This is a genomic window from Rhizobium sp. L43, assembly GCF_002531725.1.
In the GTDB taxonomy this organism is placed as follows: Bacteria; Pseudomonadota; Alphaproteobacteria; order Rhizobiales; family Rhizobiaceae; genus Rhizobium.
Genome location: NZ_NWSQ01000044.1, coordinates 1 through 20,050 on the forward strand (window position 1 = coordinate 1; position 20,050 = coordinate 20,050).

Below are 20,050 nucleotides of genomic sequence, written 5' to 3' on the forward strand. Positions count from 1 at the left end.
GAGGAAATCTCAAAGCCGGTCAAGGATGCTTTTGACAAGGTGCTGACGGACCTCAAGGCGACGTAAAACTGAGGAGAGCCTGGAAAAACCGCGCGGTGATCTGCCCGGTGAAGAAACACCTGAAGTTCGCACTCGCTTCGATGACCGCTCGGTAGCTCCCGATCTTTCCCATCCATCTTCTGTGCACGGCTGATGCGCGGGATGTCTATGGCGCTTATATTCGCGCCCGAATGCAGAGCCCGCTCGAGCAACTCGTTGTTGGCTACGGGATAGATGAAAGAGATCAGCGTCTTTTCAGGCGACAGCAGGGCGACCTCATTAGTCGGAGCGCACCTTGACGATCACGTCGGCGGCCGCGGCGAGGGCCTGTGGACTTGGAACGACCACGACTTCCGCATTTCGGTAGGCTTCGTTCGAGATTTCCGCCGTTAGGCCGGCACCAGTTTCCACTGGCGATCAGCAAAATATCGCCGGGGGCCAGCGCATGGAGCGTGCCGAGACGGTGGGATGCGGCTCGACCGGCGACACCACGCGGACATCAATTTGAGTTGTTTCACCCGGTATCAGGCATTCTTGCTCGTTTCCTTGTGCCACGTCTCTTCGAACAGACGGGACCGCGGCTCGACCCATGTCAGAACGAGATGTTAGGCGGGTTCGAAAGTGCTGACTTTCACAGCGGACAAAGATCGGGCTGAGTCTGGCCTGAGACGTCATCATTGATTTGGGACAAGGAAGCCGGCGCGGCCGGAGGTCATAAAGCATCCTGTTTTGAGAAGGGATGCGAAAATGTCCGATGATCTGATCGCCAAATACGGCGATGCGCGGGTTCCGCGTTATACGAGCTACCCGACGGCGGCGGCTTTTTCAGCTGCCGTGGGGCCGGATGAATATGTCGGCAACCTCGCCCATATCGCCGCGGCTGGCCCGGTTTCGGTTTATCTCCACGTCCCGTTCTGCCGTTCGATATGCTGGTACTGCGGCTGCCACACAACCATCACCCGGCAAGACGCTCCAGTCGCCGACTATCTCGACGTGATGAAGGAGGAGATCGAGCTTATCTCCTTTGCGGCCGGAAACGACGTGCCCGTCAAGTACGTGCATTTCGGCGGCGGCACGCCGTCGGTCATGAAGCCGCAGGAATTTTCGGCTCTAATGGCAAAGCTCAGGAGCGCCTTTACATTCGAAGCGAAAGCCGGCGTCGCAGTCGAGATCGACCCTCGCACATTGGTCGCCCCCATGATCGACGCGCTCGGCGAAAACGGTATCGACCGCGCAAGCCTCGGCGTCCAGAGCTTCGATCCGATCGTGCAGGCCGGTATCAAGCGGCTGCAATCCTTTGAGCAGACGGAAAGGGCGGTCGCCGGGTTGCGCTCAGCAGGCGTCAGCAGCATCAACTTCGACCTGATTTATGGCCTTCCGAAACAGACCGTCCAATCTTGCATCGAAACGGTCCGGCTGGCTGCAGAACTGCGTCCCGAACGTTTCGCCGTTTTCGGTTACGCTCACATACCCGCTTTCAAGAAACATCAGCGCCTGATCGACGAAGCATCGCTGCCGGACGCAAAACAGCGGAACGAGCAGGCGGAAGTGATCGCCGAGGAGCTGCAGAACGCCGGATATCAGCGCATTGGGCTCGATCATTTTGCACTGCCGGACGATCAGTTGGCACTCGCCGCGCGCAACAGAGCGCTGAGGAGAAACTTCCAGGGCTATACCACGGATGATTGCGATAGCCTGATCGGCCTCGGCGCATCTGCGATCGGGCGGCTGCCGGCCGGCTATATGCAGAACCACGTGCCTCTCGGCCTCTATGCCGAGCGGATTGCCTTCGGGGTGCTGCCGACCGCCAAGGGATATCTTCTCAGCGAGGAGGACAAGCTTCGGGCGAGGGTCATCGAGAGGCTGATGTGCGATTTCGAAGCCGATCTCGGCCATTTGAGCAGCGGGTCGGGTTTCGACACCGGCTTCCTTGTCGAGGGCAACGACCGTCTCGGCGAGCTCATGGCCGACGGCGTCGTGACGATCAGCGGTGAACGGATTGTCGTATGCGAGGAGGCGCGCTTTATGGTCCGTGCAGTCGCGGCAGCATTCGACGCCTATTTTGGCTCGCACGGGCACACGCACAGCAAGGCAGCCTAATGCATGTCGCCGGAAGTTTGCATCGGTTCCGGCGACACGAAACGCATCAAAGGCCGCGCGAGAAGACATCGAGTTCCCGTTTCTCGATCGAGGACCCTGCGGTTATCTTCCCAGGAGTCCCGTCGACAACCGCACGTCGACGAGGATCGACGTCGCAAGTTCGTGTGAATCAGGGCGGGCGCACTCACAAATACGGTCATCGGGCGCCCTGTCGCAAGCAGATGGGCGCGCGCCCGTATCACCGCCTGGACGTCGAGGTCGTTACCGTCGAGCTTTTCGGCTCATTGAAGCACAGCTCGATCTCGGCAGGCCGCGGTCTAGGATATCGTTGGCGACTGACGTCGAACCTTTCAGGTGGCGTCGGCAAGCGCCGGTCCGCAGAAATGTGCCCATCGCGATTATGGCGGCCGCTCAGGCGCCTGAAGGAGCCTTGTCGCGAGGTGAGCTACCGAGCGCCGCATGGTCGACGGCTCTCGCCCGCTCACGAAAGCGGTTGTTCGAGCACGTCGAAGGACGAGGGCAGGGGTCTCGTAATTGTAGCACGACTTGCCTGCCGCGGGATTTCGATCAAACGTTCGACGGCGCCTTCCGTGCAATTCCTAGACGACCGGAACGAAACCGCGGGTTTCGGCTGGCATCTCCTTCGCGACTGCCCGCAAAAAACGACCTCGTTATATTCGTCGTCAGCGAGATTGCCGCCGGGCCAGTGATCTCGCCCACGCGTTTCTTCGCAGGTCTGCCGTGCAGATCATAGCTCTTTTCACAGGCCGCATTGACGTTCTCGATGATCCAGCCAAGTTTCGGCATTGGCTTTGCCGACAACCGTGTCCGACGCTAACCACTGCCTGGACGCCTTGCCTGACGCGCCTGGCTCTGCTCGATGCTCACGGGAGCATCAGTTGCTCCTGAGAGGCAGAAAGCCCCCGCGAACGCCATCTTCATGGGCTGCGCGGCCATCCGCACCTGCCGTTTATCACTGGGTGATGTGTGTGAGGTCGGCATCGAGCCGCTTACGCACCATGTTCGGCACCTTTGCAGTCTTGATCGCTTCGAGATTGGCCGGGCTGTCGCCCACCTGGATCAAGGCAACCATGCCCATGCCGGAATGTGGGGTGCATTTCAGGACATAGACGCCTGGAACATCGAACTTCGCCCGATATTGCTCGTTCGGCTTTGACTTATATTCCGCAACGCCATCCGGAATGAGGCCTTTGAAGGTTTCGACGTTGTGGCCCTTGTCGGTGGGGATGAAAGTGACGGTGTCGCCGGGGGCGATCTTCAGGAAGCCGGGCTCGAACACCATCGCGCCTTCCGTGCCTTTGTTGAGCATCCGAACCTGATGGTCGGCCGCCATCAACGGCGCTGCCGAGACAATCAAGGCTGCTGCTGCAGCGATCGGACTGAATTTTAACCGCATTTGCAAGCTCCTGTTCTGCGAGACCCAATCAGCCTCATGAATGTTTTTAGCAGATGCCGGATTTGGGTTCTTTGATGCCCGTCAAATTCGGGAATAAAAGGCAGAAGATCCCAATTTTTGCCTGCTTGCCCAGCGCCCTTGCGAGGGACATGGCAGCCTGCAAGCGATGTAGGAATCACCGGAGGACAAGCACGCTCGGCGAACGTCGGCGCTGCTGAACCAGCTTTGGATTGCCGCGACTGAGCTCATATCGCGTCGGGAGTTCGCGAGGGCATTAATGTCGATCCCCCGGTGTCGCGTGTGTGGAAGTTGACCCTTTGACAGGAATCCTCCGAAAACGACGCGCCGTTGAGATCGTCGGCGAAGTGAAGAGCGATTATCACGCGATGATCTTCGCCGATGAAACGAAGCAGGCGCACGACACCTTCTTCCACCTGGACGAGATGGTTGGCTTATCACCCTCCCACCAAATCGCCTTACTGGCCGCGACGGCTTCCGCCTCCGAGCCTACGAAAAGCGACGAGAGGGATTGGCCGGCATGAAGAGCTTTTAACGTCTTCTCGACGGACGCGTGGTGTTCTGCACAGCATCTTCATACCCCCTTGTGGCAGTGGGTGCGGTAGAAAGCAGCTGCGTCACATGGGAATAGCGGGCGGTGCCAAAAGGGGAAAGTTTGTAACAGAGTGTAACAACGTCCGTTCGTCCACCGCTTCCAGTCCGCTTGTTGATGTAGATCAAGGAGCCGTTCCCGTCTTCGTGACAGTCCTGCCTCGAAATCCGAGAAAGCCGGCCGCGAGGCGGTCGTCTGCGCACTGGGGACGACATCATGAATTACACGACAGAAACGATGGTGGTCGCGGTCGCAGCGTTTCTGGCGCTGCTCGCAGCGGCATTCGCGCACGATCATCTCTTTGCAGTCCATATGGGTATACTTTGCCTCTGCCTGGTTGTGGGAACGCTGCTGCTTGTTAAAAACGCAGAGTTTTCGCCGACGGGCCAACAGCGCAAAACAGACCTTACGGGCTATTGCGATGAGGTAATCCGCTACGGCCTGATCGCCACGGTGTTCTGGGGCGTCGTCGGCTTCCTCGTCGGCGTGATCATCGCGCTGCAGCTCGCCTTTCCCGACCTCAACATCGCGCCCTATTTGAATTTCGGAAGATTGCGACCGGTTCACACGTCGGCGGTGATCTTCGCCTTCGGCGGCAACGCGCTGATCATGACATCCTTCTATGTGGTGCAACGCACCTGTCGCGCGCGTCTCTTCGGAGGAACACTCGCCTGGTTCGTCTTCTGGGGCTACCAGCTGTTCATCGTGATGGCCGCGACCGGCTACGTGATCGGCATCAATCAGGCGCGCGAATATGCCGAGCCTGAATGGTACGTCGACCTGTGGCTTACCATCGTCTGGGTCGCCTATCTGGCCGTCTATCTCGGAACGATCCTGAAGCGCAGAGAGCCGCATATTTACGTGGCAAACTGGTTCTATCTCAGCTTCATAGTCACCATTGCGATGCTGCATGTGGTCAACAACCTCGCTGTTCCTGCTTCGTTCCTCGGCTCCAAGAGTTATTCTCTCTTCTCCGGCGTCCAGGATGCACTCACCCAATGGTGGTACGGCCACAACGCCGTCGGCTTCTTCCTCACCGCCGGCTTCCTGGGCATGATGTACTATTTCGTGCCGAAGCAGGCCAACCGCCCGGTTTATTCCTACCGGCTGTCGATCATCCACTTCTGGGCCCTGATCTTCATGTATATCTGGGCCGGCCCGCATCATCTGCATTACACGGCGCTGCCTGACTGGGCGCAGACGCTCGGAATGGTCTTCTCCGTCATGCTCTGGATGCCCTCCTGGGGCGGCATGATCAACGGTTTAATGACCCTTTCGGGCGCCTGGGACAAAATTCGCACCGACCCGATCATCCGGATGATGATCGTCGCCATCGCATTTTATGGGATGTCGACCTTCGAAGGCCCGATGATGTCGATCAAGGCGGTCAATTCGCTCAGCCACTATACCGAATGGACGATCGGTCACGTGCATTCCGGAGCACTTGGCTGGGTGGGTATGATCACCTTCGGGGCGATATACTACCTGACGCCGAAACTGTGGGGGCGCGAGCGCCTCTACAGCCTGCGGATGGTCAACTGGCACTTCTGGCTTGCGACGCTCGGGATTGTGATTTACGCCGCGGTGCTCTGGGTCGCGGGCATCCAGCAGGGGCTGATGTGGCGAGAATACAATTCCCAGGGCTTCCTCGTCTATTCCTTCGCTGAAACGGTCGCGGCGATGATCCCCTATTACGTGCTGCGTGCCGTCGGCGGAGCACTCTACCTGGCCGGTGGCCTCGTCATGGCCTGGAATGTGTTCATGACGCTCCGAGGCCACCTGCGCGACGAAGCCCCAATGCCGACCAGTTTGGTGCCCCAGGCACAGCCTGCCGAGTGAGGTGAGACATGGCATCGTTACTTGATAAACATAAGACCCTCGAGAAGAACGCGACGCTTCTTCTGGTCGGCTCGCTGCTGGTCGTCAGCATTGGCGGCATCGTTGAAATCGCCCCGCTGTTCTACCTGCAGAACACGATCGAAAAAGTGGCAGGGATGCGGCCCTACACGCCGCTAGAGCTCGCCGGACGGAACATCTACATCCGTGAAGGCTGCTATCTCTGCCACAGCCAGATGATCCGGCCGTTCCGTGATGAGGTCGAGCGTTACGGCCATTATTCGCTCGCAGCGGAATCGATGTACGACCACCCGTTCCAATGGGGATCCAAGCGGACAGGGCCAGATCTGGCCCGCGTCGGGGGGCGTTACTCGAACGAATGGCACGTCCAGCATCTCGCAAATCCGCGGGCCGTGGTGCCGGAATCAATCATGCCGAGCTACGCCTTCCTAGAAGAGAAGGAGGTGACGGTCAGGAGTGTCGGAGAGGACCTCAAGGCCAATGAGGACGTGGGCGTGCCTTACAGCGACGACATGCTGGCGAATGCCGAGGCCGACATGAGAGCCCAGGCCGATCCGAACGCGGACGCGGCGGCCCTACTCAAGCGCTACCCAAATGCGAATGTCGGCGATCTCGACGGCGATCCAACCCGGCTGACCGAGATGGACGCGCTGGTGTCCTACCTGCAGATGCTCGGAACGCTGGTTGATTTCTCGACCTATGACGACGCGACCGGCTACCGGTGAGGTGATCCATGGAAACTTACACTGCAATGAGACACTTCTCCGACAGCTGGGGCCTCCTGGCAATGGCGGCATTCTTCGTCGGCGCGGTCATGCTCACCCTTCGCCCAGGTAGCAAGCAAACGGCGAAAGATGCCGCCGATATTCCCTTGAAGGACGATTGAGATGTCGGAAAAGCATATCGATGAACTGAGCGGCGTCGAAACGACGGGTCATGAATGGGACGGCATCCAAGAGCTCAACAATCCCATGCCGCGCTGGTGGATCTGGACCTTCTACGTGACGATCCTCTGGGCGATCGGCTACGCCATCGCTTACCCGGCCATCCCGATGATCACTTCCGCCACTAACGGCTATCTCGGTTATTCAACGCGCGCCGAGCTGCAGCAGGACCTCAATCTCGCTAAGTCATCGCAGACGAAGTTCCATAATCTGATCGCTGCCAAGACAGTGGAGGAGATCGCCGCGGATCCTGCTCTTCGTGAATTCGCGATCGCTGGCGGCGCATCCGCTTTCAAGGTGAACTGCGCGCCCTGCCATGGATCGGGAGCGAGCGGCGGTCCGGGGTTTCCGAATCTCAACGACGACGACTGGCTGTGGGGCGGGGATCTGAATGCCATCCAGACCACGATCGCTCATGGCATCCGCTTCGACGGCGATACGGATAGCCATTCCTCCGAAATGCCGCCCTTTGCCGGTGTTCTGGAGCCCATCCAGATGAAGCAGGTCGCCGCCTATGTCTGGGGGCTGACCAATACGCCCTCGGATGTCGGTCTGGCGGCGGCCGGAAAACAGGTTTTCTTCGACAATTGCGCCCCATGTCACGGCGAGGACGCAAAAGGAAAGGCGGAAATGGGTGCGCCGGATCTCGCCGATGCAATCTGGCTGAAGTCGCGGGGTGAAGACGCCATTCTTCGTCAGGTTGCCTCTCCCAAACATGGCGTCATGCCTGCCTGGGCAGCGCGCCTGGGGGACACAACGGTCAACGAGCTTACCATTTTCGTTCATGCGCTCGGGGGCGGCACGTAAGGAGAAAAGACATGACAGCCCACGACCGCAATCCGATCCTCCGTCTCTACGGCACGCCGCGTGCTGTTATCCGATCGCGTGTCTCAGCGCGCGCCCAACAGATGCCTGCGTCTTCGGAGCAGGACGACCCGGCAAAGATCGGCAATTCGATGGTGAGTTTGATCTGCCTCAAAGACCACATGCAGACGAGCCGATAGTTTCAGCTCCTGTGGAGGACGTCCCAGCGGTTTCTCCGCCGCTGTCCTCCGGCCACGCCCTTACTCTGGGGCGTGGCCTTTTCGCTTCTGCACGGTCGTTCTTGATCTGCATCAAGGAACAGATGCGCCACGGCTGGGAAAAGAGTGGTGAAAATCGGACAGGTCCTATGAATCTCTATACCCGCTCCAATCTAAATGACATTGACCGCGTTTGCGTCGAACCCGTCAACGCCCGGCGCAATCGCCAGCCTCTCTATGCGCCGCGCAAGAAGATCTTTCCGAAACGCGCCGAAGGGCCATTTCGCCGGTTCAAATGGGTCTTGATGCTGCTCACGCTTGGCACCTATTACCTCGCGCCATGGATTCGCTGGGATCGCGGTCCCTATGCGCCCAATCAGGCAATCCTCGTCGACCTCGCCTCGCGGCGCTTCTTCTTTTTCTTCATCGAGATCTGGCCGCAGGAATTCTACTATGTGGCGGGCCTGCTCGTCATGGCGGGCTTCGGCCTCTTCCTCCTCACCGCCGCTGTCGGCCGCGCCTGGTGTGGCTATGCCTGTCCGCAGACCGTCTGGGTCGATCTCTTTCTCGTCGTCGAACGCGCTGTCGAAGGCGACCGAAACGCTCGGATGAAGCTCGATGCCGACCCCTTCACTTTCGACAAGCTCAGGAAGCGGGTGATCAAGCACGCGATCTGGCTGCTGATCGCCGTCGCCACGGGCGGAGCGTGGATCTCCTATTTTGCCGACGCGCCGAGCCTGGCGGCTTCACTGTTTGACGGCAGCGCTCCTGCCGCTGCGTATGCCACGATCGCCACCCTGACCGCGACGACCTATGTGCTTGGCGGCCTCATGCGCGAACAGACATGCACCTATATGTGTCCGTGGCCGCGCATTCAGGGCGCGATGCTGGATGAGAATTCGCTTGTTGTCACCTACAACGACTGGCGGGGCGAGCAGCGGTCGCGCCATGCCAAGAAGGCTCAGGGTCTGCCGGTGGGCGATTGCGTGGACTGCAATGCCTGCGTCGCCGTCTGCCCGATGGGGATCGACATTCGCGACGGCCAGCAGATGGAATGCATCACATGCGCCCTCTGCATCGATGCCTGTGGCGGCGTCATGGACAAGCTCGGAAAGCCACACGGCCTGATCGCCTATGCGACGCTCAAGGAATATTCGAGCAATATGTCGCTTGCTACTGACGGAGGACGGACAGCCATCCAGCCCTCCAATGTCCGAAACGACGACGGAAGCTTCATCCCGACCGTCCGGCATTTCGACTGGCGCATCATCTTCCGCCGAAGAACCGTCTTCTACGGTGTCGTCTGGGCATTGATCGGCATCGCCATGGTCGTCCATCTCGCCTTCCGCGATCGGCTCGGGCTCAACGTCGTCCACGACCGGAACCCTCAATATGTTCTGGAAAGCGACGGCTCCATCCGAAACGGCTACACGCTGCGTGTCCTCAACATGGTGCCGAAGCCGCGGGACGTGACCATCACCCTCGTCGGGCTGGAGGGGGGCACAATGCGCATTCCCGAGTTCGGCAGGCAGGATGTCCGCAGCTTCACCGCTCACGTCGAACCCGACGCGGCCACGACGCTCAAGGTCTTCGTCACGCGCGCCCCCGACGGGGCAGAGATCAACGAATTCCTCTTCGTCATCGAAGATATAGGCCAAGACGCCGGTCAAGCCGACCGGGCGAGCTATCGCGCGGCGTTCAACGCGCCGGGAGACGTGAAATGAAGACATCTACTCGAGGCTTTACCGGCTTGCACGTGCTGCTTGCCACCTCGGCATTCTTCGCCGTGGTGATCGCCGTCAACGCCACCATGGCCTTCTATGCTGCGTCCAGCTGGAGTGGCATCGTCGTGGAAAACACCTATGTGGCCAGCCAGGAATTCAACGCCAGGGCGGCAGCGATGAAGGCAATGGCCGCCTCCGGCGTCGAGGGCGCGCTCGTCGTTAAGGGCAGCCAAATCCGTTACGACATCCACGACAAGGCCGGCACGCCTGCGATGATCGATGATGTCACGCTGAACTTCAAGCGGCCCGTCGGCGATCATGAGGATTTCCGCTTGACGCTCCGGAAGACGGGCGAAGGGCGGTTCGAAGCTGATCACCAGGTTGTCGCCGGCGACTGGATCGTCGAGGCCATATCGAGAATGAATGGGGCGGTCGTCATGCATGAGGCCAAACGCTTCGACACCGCGGAGTTCCGCCAATGACCTGCTGTTCGATGGATGCGGAAAGCGTTCTCGCCCTCAGCGCGACATCTGCCAGCGCCGGGGAGGTACGCCTTGCCAGCCACCCGCTCGGGGCTGGATTACGCCAGGTCGACCTCAGCGTGCCCGACGTCCACTGTGGCGGCTGCATATTGACCATCGAAAAAGCACTGTCGGCGCTTGCGTTCGTCAGGAAAGCCCGGGTCAATCTCACCGCCAGACGTGTCAGCTGCGTCTATCAGGAGGAGATCGAGGCGAAGGCGACCGATCCCTCCGAAATCCTCGCCGCGATCACTTTGGCCGGATACCGCGCCCATCTCATCACGTCGACAGCACTCGAAACCGACAGGATCCGGAACCAGCTACTGCTGGCGATCGGAGTTTCCGGCTTTGCGGCCGCCAACATCATGATGCTCTCGGTGTCGGTATGGTCGGGCGCCGATGCGGCCACGCGCGACATGTTTCACTGGATCTCGGCGATGATCGCGGCGCCTGCGCTGGTTTATGCGGGACGCCTCTTCTTCAAATCGGCGTGGAACGCGGTAAAAAGCGGGCGCACCAACATGGATGTTCCGATCTCGCTTGCCGTGACGCTATCCTATGCAGTCTCCCTGTGGGAAACCGTGCACCATGGCGAGCATGTCTGGTTCGACGCATCGGTGTCCCTGCTGTTCTTCCTGCTGATCGGTAGAACGCTCGATCATGTCATGCGGGAAAAGGCGCGCGCTGCAATCAATGGGCTTGTCAGACTAACGCCGCGCGGTGCGCTGCTGATAATGGCGGACGGGTCGCGGCGCTATGTTGCGGTCGAAGAGATCGCAGTTGGAGACGAGATCTCGATTGCGGCCGGCGAACGCATCCCCCTCGACGGCATGATCGTCAGCGGCAAGAGCGACGTCGACCTCTCCATCGTCACCGGCGAAAGCAGCCCGGTCGCCGTCGCCGCAGGCAGCGCGGTGAATTCGGGTGCGATGAACCTGACCGGTTCGCTCGTCCTGCGGGCGACTAAAGTGGCAAGGGATTCACTTCTTTCCGAGATCATCGGCCTGATGGAAGCGGCCGAGGGCGGCAGGGCTCGTTATCGCCGGGTCGCCGATCGCGCCGCAGCACTTTATTCTCCCGCCGTGCACCTGTTGGCGTTGGCCTCCTTTCTCGCCTGGGGCTTGCTTGGCGGCGATTGGAAACAGGCCATGCTGGTCGCGGTCGCGGTGCTGATCATCACATGCCCCTGCGCATTGGGCCTTGCTGTACCGGTGGTCCAGGTGGTCGCCGCCGGCGAACTTTTCCGCAGGGGCATCATGGTGAAGGACGGTTCGGCGCTCGAAAGACTGGCCGACGCGGACATCGTGGCCTTCGACAAGACCGGCACCCTGACGATGGGCCGGCCCCGCCTCGTCCGAGCCGACGCGATCGACGGGGGCAATAGCGCCATCGCCTGCGCAATGGCGGCGCATTCCCGGCATCCGCTTTCCCAGGGTCTGGTGCGGGACATAGAGATCTCTTACCCCTTCGCCTTCGACAGGGTCACGGAAATCGCCGGCGGGGGGCTGGAAGCCTGGAAAGGAGCGGACTTCTATCGGCTCGGCAACCGGGCCTTTGCCTGCGGAACCGGGCTCACGCCCGCAGGCGATAGTCCGTTTTCGGAGGTGGTCCTGTCGAAAAACGGCGTTGATCTCGCCCGTTTCCTGTTTGACGACACGCTTCGTCCGGGCGCCGCCGAGGCTTTCCGCCAGCTCGCTGCAGCCGGTATCGAAACGCTGATAGTATCCGGCGACAGGCAGGCCGTCGTCGACAACACAGCGCGGGCTCTCGGTATCGGCAAAGCTCTGGGCGACCTGGCGCCGAAACAGAAGGTCGAGGAACTCCAGAGGCTGGGCGCCGAGGGCTATCGCGTGCTCATGGTCGGCGACGGGATCAACGACGCACCGGCGCTGGCCGCCGCGCAGGTCTCGATGGCGCCCGCAACCGCATCCGACGTCGGCAGGCAAGCCGCCGACCTTATCTTCTTCAACGATCGTCTCGATGCCGTTCCTGAAGCAATCGCCGTTGCGCGAAGATCCGCCAGCCTCATTCGCCAGAACTTTGCTCTCGCCATCGGTTACAACGTGCTTGCGGTACCGATCGCAATCGCCGGCCTGGCAACGCCGCTGATAGCGGCGGTGGCCATGTCGACTTCGTCGATCATCGTCGTGACGAATGCGCTGCGATTAAATGCCTTCGGCAGGCGCCCCGGCCTACGGAGCGAGCCGCTTGCCGGGGGAAGTGCGGAAGTTGAAACCACATGAACATGCTGATCTATCTGATGCCGATCGCACTGCTGATGGGGGGAATGGGTCTCCTGGCGTTCCTCTGGTCGCTGACGAGCCGCCAGTACGACGACCTTGAAGGAGCAGCTTGGCGAATCCTCGTCGAGGACGAAACCGATTGCAAAAGACCTTGAACCGCTCACGGCCGAAACGAAAGGAAGATCGATGCTATCGAGACATCCCATACTTTTGCGATCTGACCTGTTTCACGGCCTGGACAAAGCAAGGATAGAAGAACTGGCCGACACGGCTCAGTTCCAGATCTTCGCACCGGACGAGCGGATCATCGCCGAGGGCCAGCAGGCGTCGTTCGTCTATTGCGTGATGCGCGGCTTCGTGCGACTTTCGAAGTCGGAATCCGCGGGGCGCCAGGCAGATATCTGCATCTGCGAACCGGGCGAGACGTTCGGCGAATATCTCCTGTCGGGAGGCGGCTCCTACACCTACAGCGCATGGTCCGCCGACGGCGCAGAGGTCGCGTTGTTCGACCTTGTGGAGTTGCGGGTGCTCGCCGACCGCTATCCGATCATGCATCGCAACGTGATGCGCATCATAACCCAGCATCTGCTCGGTGCCATGGATTGCATAGCGGGAGACCGGCTGCACACGGCTGCACAGCGTGTTGCGAATTACCTCGTCAGCCGCTGCCCGGCCTCAGCATCGCAGGCCACCTTTCGCCTGCCTTACCGGAAGAGAATTCTGGCCGGCAAACTCGGTGTTGCGCCCGAAGCCCTTTCGCGGGCTTTCGCTGCCCTCGGTCCTGCAGGGGTCGAAGTCAGAGGCAGGGTCGTCGTGGTCGACAGCGTCGATCTGCTGCGGAAGGCGTGCTGACCTCGGGGCAGGGCGATAACCGCGCCGGAATTCGACCGCCGTCAATGTGGCGATCAATCGCTTGCTCCGTTATGGCCAGGCGCAAATGTACCAGGACGTCATGCTCATCGGGATTGTTCTTGCCATCTCGACTGTCTTCATCGCTTGCTTCAGGCCTTGTCCGCATCAACGGTGGCGCTGACGACACATGCGGATACCGTCGGACTGGCGGGCTTAATAGGGAAGTGCAGACGAACGGGCGCAACGAGCACCAACATGCGACGGAGAGCGTCCGGCGTTATTCTTCGAGGAGCAGGGCCGTCGCGAGATAACCCATGCTGATGGTGCTTGCGAAGAGGTAGATGAACAGGCCCTGCGCGAGATAATTCTCAAGCGTGCCTGCCGCGGCAAATCCATTTTGCCAAACGAAGAAGCCCACGGCGGATCTAATTGCGAACCCCGTCGCCAAACGCGTGAGCATGAACCTGATCATGCGAGGCATGGCACCACCTCAAACTTAATCATTACAAATGGCCGGGCAACGGGAATGGTGACTGGCCAATTGAGTTTTGTCAACGACTGGCGCAAGCCGTCATGCAAGCAGCGGCGGGAGCCGGAGACTACAACAGTGCATCTTCTGTCTTTCGCAGCCGATCACGCCTGCGAATGCGTCGTGAGTTGAGCTGCGAGTTGCAAGGACGATGCGCGCTAAGGACCTAGCGCGGCGGCGGCTTCTTCGCGCGGTTTGCCAGACGTGTCGGAATGTGGGAATAAACAACGGCACCGGCCACGCCCACGACCGCATAGAGCACGAACATCAGCTTGATGGCGATCTGTCGACCAAGCCCGACGAAGGCCCTCGCATCAGGCAGGGCGGCGGCAAAGGCGCCGACGAGGCTGCGGCGCGCGAATGTCCTCGTCCGATCGGAATCGCCGACGTGCGAGCTTGCTATGCCAATGATGCGGGTCGAGCGCGCGGTGCCGTTTCCATTCACCGAAGGCGCCCAATAGCTACCCTCACAACAATGATCCGGCAAGCCTTTGGGCGCGCGAGACGCTAGGAGAGGATGCGCCCCCGCCTTGTCTCGTCGCGTGCTGCGCCCACATTACGATCCAGTGAAGACCTCTCGTCAATCCTGCGAGGGCGCCGAGAATTTGTTCAGCGGAGTGCCGGTTCATAAAGCCAGCTCATGCTCGGACGACTCGTCAGTCAAGATCAAGCGAGTCGGATCTTTCAAGTCGAACTCAATAACACGTGACACGAAGAGACGGGCATAGCGCGTGAAGGCGCTGGTCCGCGGAAAGCGAATTACCGTATCGCATCGGGCGAGAAGGTACATCTCTGTAAGAGCAGAGATACCGCCGTCCGCTCCCAGCGATGCACTGTGTAATAGCCCGGCCTGTGCCGCCTGGAAGCATTTCGGGATAGTGATTAGATCGGGAAACACACCCAGTAAATGGTCCCGTACCTGCGCGCTGTCCGTACACAAGAAAACCAGGGCGTCGATGCGGTAGCGCTTTGGCCTTCTCAATGGCAGTGCACACTTGGCGTAAGGCGAACTCCGGATCGGCCCAGTAGGGCGTATGGTCCATTATATCTTCGTCATTGCCGTGCCGTACGTGCACACCGATGATACTGCGCCCCTTGAAGTGCTCCTGATAGATGGTGTGAATACGAGCCTGAATTTCAGGTCTAAGGTTGAGGCTCTGAAATATCTGGCGTTCGGCAGCTTGGTCGCACCGCCACATTAAACAGGCATCAGAAACTACCCTGTTGGTATCAGTATCGTCCTGGGCTTGAAGAAGCTCAGTCAGTTCGTCCCGTTCCGGGAAAATTTGTTCATCGGGGCGGCAAACGCTCTCGATTGTGGGCTTGTTCCACCATGATGGGAAGAACGGTCCCGGAAATGAGAACTGGTTGATCTGGTCATCGCAAATCACCCGTACGCCAGCAATATCTTGAATCGGCTCGAAGAACACCGTAAAAGCGTTCGTGAAGGGTTGATTGAGATAGCAGGAGCCACGCCAATCGATGGCCAGCGTCCGCCCCGTTCGCTGTGCATAGCGCCAAGCTGCCGCCAGCGACCACAGACAATCACCGAAACCAGTCCGCCGTCGAGAAACAACATACCGATCCCTCTTCAGCGAGCATGTTCTTTGCCTCGTTCTGGAAAAGCGCATCGGCTTAAAATCTGCTGAAATTCTGCATATCAATTCGGACCTGCATCAGCGATCGTGATTCTCGCCAATTTTTATGCATGACCCTTCGTCTCACAGATTTACGATTTTCTGCCAGACTGGAAGTTGCGGCGCCATACGCCTTTTCAGTCCGGGCGTTCAAGCCGCCGCATATCCCTCCGTCATCGTTCAGTCTTTTATCTCGCACCCGATCCGACCCATCGGCATCGCACTTGGGTCGGAGCGAGAGGCCGGAGCTTCCGTGCAAATGGGCGATGACGTATGTTGCGGTACGGCTCATGTTGGCGCGCTTCGCCGATTCATCGAGGATGGCGCCGATCTAGCCAATTCCCGTCCCTTCCCGGTACCTGATCTCGTCATTTCATGCGTCTTCTGGAGCATCCCGGGGAATCCGTAAATCGATTGTTTGGATAATCGCCATCCGCTTCATGGATAACTGTGGGCACCACTGCCATCGTCACAGCTGCCACCGTGGCGGCGATGCTGGCGAAGTCTCACAACTGCGGCTCGCTGGACAAGCAGTCGATGTCGTGCCGCGGCCCAGGTTGTTGATTCAGACGAGCTCGGTTACCTGCACTTGGAGGCCAATCGCGCCCGGGTGTCTTCCAAATGGTGTCCCGCGCTACGACAACGGCTCGATCCTGATCCCCTCAAGTAGTCGTGTGGTCGTCACAGCATGGACCGCCTGCTTTCACCTCTCGACGGTGGTCACCATCCGGGCGACAGTTATCGCTTAGCCAAAAGCGACGCTCCGCCCATCTGCGGAAGATTGGGGCCAGCGCTCGGATCTAACGAAACCGCAAACCGATGGGGTCAGTTCTTCAATTCGGCAAGTGAGACAAGTTCCTCGAGTCGTTTGACAGCCATAGCCGAGCAATTCTATCCGGCGCTTTCAGGCTTCCGGAAGGTTTCAATCTGCTCCAGAGCTTTACCCAGAGCAGGTTAAAAAGCCGCCAATGCCGAGCCATGATAAGTTCTTCAAGGGAGCGACGACGCAAGTCCCGCGCCAGCCACGACAACAGGCTCGGTCCGTTAGCAGGAACCCGTGGAGGCAGAATTTTATCTATGGCGTGGATGGGTGTCATCCAAACAATCGATTTTACGAATTGAATGGCGTCATCCATTAGACGGGCATCTTGACAGAAATCAAGTCGTCGATGGCGCGCCAGTGGTGTAGAGGGGTCAAATGTGTGGCTTTGGAATGCGATGCTTACATAAGCGTTCGATCAGCCCATTGCATCACCTTGCGATCGTCGACAGCTCGGGGATTCACCACCAATCGTCACTTTGATCGCAAGATCGGACGCTTTGGCAAATCGGCAAAAATTATGAGGCCTTTGCATGCGCTTTAACGTGCGTTGGGAACCGTTGCGGAAAAGGAATCGCAACTCCGAGCATGTCGAGGGATCATCTATCGCTCGAATTTACATTCGCACTCGGTGCAGTCCGCAACGAGCCGCGGTATTGACAGATTCAGACGAGGCGGTCTGGTGACCGCTATTTTGGGAAACGGCGTACGCTACACGCTGCCCCGCGCGCGTTTCGACCTGCGTCCACGCGCGGCGTCATCATCCTACCCTTTGGGCGGCCGGTCTCCGAATGGCACACCAGGATAATTTACCGGAAAGGACGAGAACAATGACGCACCTCGATTGCTCGTGCGAAGTGCACGGTGAGCGCGATGACGGCACTGGTCGTAACAGCGTTTATTTGACGTTCGACGACGGTCCGCATCCATTTTGTACACCGGAGATTCTCGATATTCTGGCTGAACACCGGGTGCCGGCAACATTCTTCGTCATCGGCGAGTTCCTGGCCGATCAATCGAAATTGATCCAGCGAATGATTGCAGAGGGGCATGAAGTCGCCAACCACACAATGACGCATCCAGACCTGTCTGACTGCGAACCCGACGAGGTGCAACGTCAGATACTCGAGACAAACAGAGCCATAAAAATGGCGGCGCCTCAGGCGGTGGTGCGGCACATCCGGGCTCCTTACGGCATCTGGACCGAAGAAGTGCTCAAGGCTTCGGCGAATGCGGAACTCACTGCCGTGCACTGGTCGGTAGATCCACGAGACTGGTCTCTTCCCGGGGCCGACGCCATTGTCAATGATGTGCTGCAGTCTGTCCGACCGGGGTCAATCGTGCTCTTGCACGACGGTTGTCCCTCCAGTGAAATGCAGCAAGGAACTGACCGCAGTCTGCGCCACCAGACTATTATGGCGTTATCTAGGATAATTCCAGCTTTACATGATCGCGGCTTTGTATTCCGCTCGCTTACTCGGGAGTTCTGAAGATCCGATGGATATGCTTGACACAACCAGCACTGTCGCCGTCTCGCTTTATACACTTCTCTCGACTGCTTATAAAAGCATGCAGGCCGTTTATTCTCTGCCGACCGATGTTTCATTGGCGTCCCAGGGCTTGGACGGCTTTGACGAGCTGCCCAGCGTAGATGTCATCGTGCCAAGCTTCAACGAGGATCCCCGCACGCTTTCGGAGTGCCTGGCTTCTATTGCGGGTCAGGAATACGGGGGAAGGCTGCAGGTTTACCTAGTTGATGACGGTTCCGAAAATCGCGAGGCTTTGCGACCTGTGCACGAGGCCTTCGCACGAGACCCCAGATTCAATATTCTCCTGCTTCCCCAGAATGTCGGTAAACGGAAGGCACAGATCGCCGCGATACGCCGCTCTGCTGGAGATATGGTGTTAAACGTCGACTCCGACACGATCCTCGCATCTGACGTCATCAGGAAACTCGTGCCTAAAATGCAAGATCCGGCTGTCGGCGCGGCCATGGGACAGTTGACGGCCCGCAACCGAAACGATAGTTGGCTGACCCGTTTGATCGATATGGAGTACTGGCTGGCTTGCAACGAGGAGCGTGCGGCACAAGCTCGCTTCGGAGCCGTTATGTGCTGCTGCGGTCCATGTGCTATCTACCGTCGCTCTGCGCTCGCTTCGCTGCTTGACCAGTACGAATCACAGTATTTTCGGGGAAAGCCAAGCGATTTCGGTGAGGATCGGCATCTCACCATTCTCATGCTGAAGGCAGGCTTTCGAACGGAGTACGTGCCGAGCGCCATCGCAGCGACAGTCGTTCCGAACAAGCTAGGACCGTATCTGCGCCAACAACTACGCTGGGCGCGGAGCACGTACCGGGACACGTTGCTTGGGCTGCGCCTGCTGCCCAACCTCAATCGCTTCCTTACGCTCGACGTTGTCGGACAGAACCTCGGACCGCCGCTTCTGGCACTATCGGTGCTGACGGGGCTCGCACAGCTTGCATTGACGGGCACCGTGCCTTGGTTGGCAGCCCTGATGATTGTGGCCATGACGATGATCCACTGCAGCGTTGTCGCGCTTCGGGCCCGCCAACTACGGTTCCTCGGGTTCTCTCTGCATGCATTCATCAATATTTTTCTGCTACTTCCCTTGAAAGCCTACGCGCTGTGCACGCTGAGCAATAGCGACTGGCTGTCGCGCAGCTCTGCTGGCAACTCGAATCAACATCCGGCGACTGATGCGCGCACTACAGAATGTTCTGGACATGCGACAGCGCCTCGAAGGCTCAACCCCGCCCGCGATCCTGCCGCGCGAACGACGTCTGACTGCATGTGCAGCGACGAGTAAGATCTATTTACCGAGGTGAACGAGTTGACACAGATCGACAATTATCAATTGCTGAATCGGGAACTGGCTGCACCCGATCCATGGGGACTCGACGCCAATCCATTCGAGCGTGAGCGTCACACGCAAATGCTCCGCTTGGCGCTTGCCCAGGGATCCATCTCAAATGCGCTCGAAGTGGGATGCGCTGCCGGCGCATTTACGGTGCAGCTAGCCCCCCACTGCAAACGGCTCACCGTGATCGATGTTGTGCCTCACGCTATAGAAAGATCGCGTCGACGCATGAGGGATTATCCGCACATCAGCTGGATAGTCTCTGATGTTCAACAGTTTTCACCTGACGAGAGGTTTGATCTGATCGTTGTGGCGGAAGTGCTCTACTACATCGGAGGAATAGCCGAGATGAGAGGGGCTGTTCGGAATTTAGTGCGGATGCTTGCGCCAGATGGATATCTGGTTTTCGGATCGGCGCGCGACGCCAATTGTCGTCGCTGGGGCCACGTTGCTGGTGCTGAGACGGTCCTCGGCATGCTGAACGAAACTTTGCTCGAGGTAGAGCGGCTTGAGTGTCGGGGTGAGTCGGTCAACGAAGATTGCTTACTCGCCTGTTTCCGAAATCCGGCCTCCTAGCGGCCCCAACCCTCGACGTTCAGACATGGAGACACTATGCGCGTCTGTGGTATTAAATTGACCCGTGACGGAGCGGACGCGCTTGTCGAGGGTGGGTGGCTCGCCTTCTGCGTCGAGCAGGAGAAGCGGGGCAACAACCCGCGATATGAAACTGTCGACAATCTCGACGCGATTGGCGCCGCTTGGCGCAACACGGTCCGGATCCACGCGTTATTGATCAAATCATCATCGATGGCTGGGATGCAATGCTGAAAGTTCTCTCGAATCCGTCGAGGGCTC

The 20,050-nt window shown here is 59.0% G+C and carries 21 protein-coding genes and 1 pseudogene; 16 read left to right on the plus strand and 6 right to left on the minus strand.

Going from position 1 to position 20,050, the window contains the following annotated elements:
- Window positions 1-318: 318 nt before the first annotated feature.
- The gene (locus CO667_RS36425; protein ID WP_088397119.1) at window positions 319-450 is read right to left on the minus strand and encodes an NAD(P) transhydrogenase subunit alpha; all 132 of its coding nucleotides are present in this window, start codon (window positions 448-450) and stop codon (window positions 319-321) included.
- 336 nt (window positions 451-786) lie between these two features.
- Here CO667_RS36425 and hemN point away from each other — a divergent pair, with 336 nt between their 5' ends.
- Window positions 787-2,139 (plus strand): oxygen-independent coproporphyrinogen III oxidase, encoded by a 1,353-nt coding sequence (hemN, locus tag CO667_RS32395; RefSeq protein WP_097622116.1) that lies wholly within the window; start codon window positions 787-789, stop codon window positions 2,137-2,139.
- A 567-nt stretch (window positions 2,140-2,706) separates the two neighbouring features.
- On the opposite strand, the gene CO667_RS36100 is transcribed toward hemN, so the two are convergent.
- Both CO667_RS36100 and CO667_RS32410 read right to left on the minus strand, forming a co-directional pair.
- A complete protein-coding gene (locus tag CO667_RS36100) occupies window positions 2,707-2,946 on the minus strand; it encodes a hypothetical protein (protein ID WP_097622117.1) in 240 nt (79 codons plus the stop codon).
- A gap of 166 nt (window positions 2,947-3,112) precedes the next feature.
- Window positions 3,113-3,556, minus strand: coding sequence for a pseudoazurin (locus tag CO667_RS32410; RefSeq protein WP_007637029.1), 444 nt, complete (start codon window positions 3,554-3,556; stop codon window positions 3,113-3,115).
- A 317-nt stretch (window positions 3,557-3,873) separates the two neighbouring features.
- On the opposite strand from CO667_RS32410, the gene CO667_RS36430 reads away from it, so the two are divergent.
- The 11 genes from CO667_RS36430 (at window position 3,874) to CO667_RS32465 (ending at window position 13,329) form a co-directional block, all read left to right on the plus strand.
- A complete protein-coding gene (locus tag CO667_RS36430) occupies window positions 3,874-4,098 on the plus strand; it encodes a hypothetical protein (protein WP_179874264.1) in 225 nt (74 codons plus the stop codon).
- A 284-nt stretch (window positions 4,099-4,382) separates the two neighbouring features.
- The gene (ccoN, locus tag CO667_RS32420) at window positions 4,383-6,005 is read left to right on the plus strand and encodes a cytochrome-c oxidase, cbb3-type subunit I (RefSeq protein ID WP_007637026.1); all 1,623 of its coding nucleotides are present in this window, start codon (window positions 4,383-4,385) and stop codon (window positions 6,003-6,005) included.
- A gap of 8 nt (window positions 6,006-6,013) precedes the next feature.
- Entirely contained in the window at window positions 6,014-6,748 is a 735-nt protein-coding gene (gene ccoO, locus CO667_RS32425; RefSeq protein WP_007637025.1) for a cytochrome-c oxidase, cbb3-type subunit II, read from the plus strand.
- Between the two features lie 8 nt (window positions 6,749-6,756).
- On the plus strand, window positions 6,757-6,909 hold the full coding sequence (locus tag CO667_RS32430) for a cbb3-type cytochrome c oxidase subunit 3 (RefSeq protein WP_004674411.1): 153 nt from the start codon (window positions 6,757-6,759) through the stop codon (window positions 6,907-6,909).
- 1 nt (window position 6,910) lies between these two features.
- Window positions 6,911-7,774 (plus strand): cytochrome-c oxidase, cbb3-type subunit III, encoded by an 864-nt coding sequence (ccoP, locus tag CO667_RS32435; RefSeq protein WP_088397122.1) that lies wholly within the window; start codon window positions 6,911-6,913, stop codon window positions 7,772-7,774.
- An 11-nt stretch (window positions 7,775-7,785) separates the two neighbouring features.
- Complete coding sequence (locus CO667_RS32440) at window positions 7,786-7,971, plus strand: hypothetical protein (protein WP_054185956.1); 186 nt, start codon at window positions 7,786-7,788, stop codon at window positions 7,969-7,971.
- Window positions 7,972-8,138: 167 nt separating this feature from the next.
- Window positions 8,139-9,713: a cytochrome c oxidase accessory protein CcoG gene (gene ccoG, locus CO667_RS32445; protein WP_097622118.1), complete on the plus strand. Its 1,575-nt coding sequence runs from the start codon at window positions 8,139-8,141 to the stop codon at window positions 9,711-9,713.
- Window positions 9,710-10,195, plus strand: a complete 486-nt coding sequence (locus CO667_RS32450) for a FixH family protein (RefSeq protein ID WP_007637017.1) — start codon at window positions 9,710-9,712, stop codon at window positions 10,193-10,195. The genes ccoG and CO667_RS32450 overlap by 4 nt, the downstream gene beginning before the upstream one ends.
- Window positions 10,192-12,477, plus strand: coding sequence for a cation-translocating P-type ATPase (locus CO667_RS32455; protein WP_097622119.1), 2,286 nt, complete (start codon window positions 10,192-10,194; stop codon window positions 12,475-12,477). Before CO667_RS32450 ends, CO667_RS32455 begins: the two co-directional genes overlap by 4 nt.
- Window positions 12,474-12,632: a cbb3-type cytochrome oxidase assembly protein CcoS gene (gene ccoS, locus CO667_RS32460; protein WP_004674425.1), complete on the plus strand. Its 159-nt coding sequence runs from the start codon at window positions 12,474-12,476 to the stop codon at window positions 12,630-12,632. The genes CO667_RS32455 and ccoS overlap by 4 nt, the downstream gene beginning before the upstream one ends.
- A 31-nt stretch (window positions 12,633-12,663) precedes the next feature.
- Complete coding sequence (locus CO667_RS32465; RefSeq protein ID WP_054185960.1) at window positions 12,664-13,329, plus strand: Crp/Fnr family transcriptional regulator; 666 nt, start codon at window positions 12,664-12,666, stop codon at window positions 13,327-13,329.
- A gap of 277 nt (window positions 13,330-13,606) precedes the next feature.
- Here CO667_RS32465 and CO667_RS32470 read toward each other — a convergent pair whose 3' ends face one another.
- The 3 genes and pseudogenes from CO667_RS32470 to CO667_RS32480 form a co-directional block, all read right to left on the minus strand.
- Complete coding sequence (locus CO667_RS32470) at window positions 13,607-13,810, minus strand: hypothetical protein (RefSeq protein ID WP_097622120.1); 204 nt, start codon at window positions 13,808-13,810, stop codon at window positions 13,607-13,609.
- A 214-nt stretch (window positions 13,811-14,024) separates the two neighbouring features.
- Window positions 14,025-14,303, minus strand: coding sequence for a hypothetical protein (locus tag CO667_RS32475; protein WP_239621152.1), 279 nt, complete (start codon window positions 14,301-14,303; stop codon window positions 14,025-14,027).
- A gap of 180 nt (window positions 14,304-14,483) precedes the next feature.
- A pseudogene (locus CO667_RS32480) lies at window positions 14,484-15,489 on the minus strand (nodulation protein NodZ).
- Between the two features lie 1,656 nt (window positions 15,490-17,145).
- On the opposite strand from CO667_RS32480, the gene nodB reads away from it, so the two are divergent.
- The 4 genes from nodB to CO667_RS32500 are packed head-to-tail and all read left to right on the plus strand — an operon-like array spanning window position 17,146 to window position 20,023.
- Window positions 17,146-17,805 carry a chitooligosaccharide deacetylase NodB gene (nodB, locus tag CO667_RS32485; protein ID WP_088397127.1) on the plus strand — a complete coding sequence of 220 codons (660 nt, stop codon included), beginning with the start codon at window positions 17,146-17,148 and terminating at the stop codon, window positions 17,803-17,805.
- Window positions 17,806-17,812: 7 nt separating this feature from the next.
- On the plus strand, window positions 17,813-19,144 hold the full coding sequence (gene nodC, locus CO667_RS32490; RefSeq protein WP_097622121.1) for a chitooligosaccharide synthase NodC: 1,332 nt from the start codon (window positions 17,813-17,815) through the stop codon (window positions 19,142-19,144).
- 15 nt (window positions 19,145-19,159) lie between these two features.
- Window positions 19,160-19,771: a nodulation methyltransferase NodS gene (gene nodS / locus CO667_RS32495; protein ID WP_097622122.1), complete on the plus strand. Its 612-nt coding sequence runs from the start codon at window positions 19,160-19,162 to the stop codon at window positions 19,769-19,771.
- 36 nt (window positions 19,772-19,807) lie between these two features.
- Window positions 19,808-20,023 (plus strand): carbamoyltransferase N-terminal domain-containing protein, encoded by a 216-nt coding sequence (locus tag CO667_RS32500; protein WP_008536485.1) that lies wholly within the window; start codon window positions 19,808-19,810, stop codon window positions 20,021-20,023.
- Window positions 20,024-20,050 lie beyond the last annotated feature (27 nt).